The following is a 375-nucleotide window of genomic DNA, read 5'->3' on the forward strand; positions in this document are numbered from 1 at the left end:
AACACGGATAAAGCGCCCGCCTATGGTCGCGCGCTTGCTCTGCTCAAACGCGAAGGCCGGTGCCCGTCTGACGTTGAACACCGACAGATTAAGTACCGGAACAACGTGATTGAATGCGATCATGGCAAACTGAAACGGATAATCGGCGCCACGCTGGGATTTAAATCCATGAAGACGGCTTACGCCACCATCAAAGGTATTGAGGTGATGCGTGCACTACGCAAAGGCCAGGCCTCAGCATTTTATTATGGTGATCCCCTGGGCGAAATGCGCCTGGTAAGCAGAGTTTTTGAAATGTAAGGCCTTTGAATAAGACAAAAGGCTGCCTCATCGCTAACTTTGCAACAGTGCCCTATTTGCAACAGTGCCGATTGG

1 pseudogene is annotated in these 375 nt (G+C 50.9%); it reads left to right on the plus strand.

Features of this window, described 5'->3' with window-relative positions:
* Window positions 1–300: pseudogene (locus PL640_RS25705) on the plus strand (IS6-like element IS26 family transposase); the annotation flags it as partial.
* Between the last annotated feature and the right edge of the window lie 75 nt (window positions 301–375).

Origin of the sequence: Agrobacterium sp. ST15.16.024 (assembly GCF_027956545.1) — a bacterium.
Lineage (GTDB): Bacteria > Pseudomonadota > Alphaproteobacteria > Rhizobiales > Rhizobiaceae > Agrobacterium > Agrobacterium cucumeris.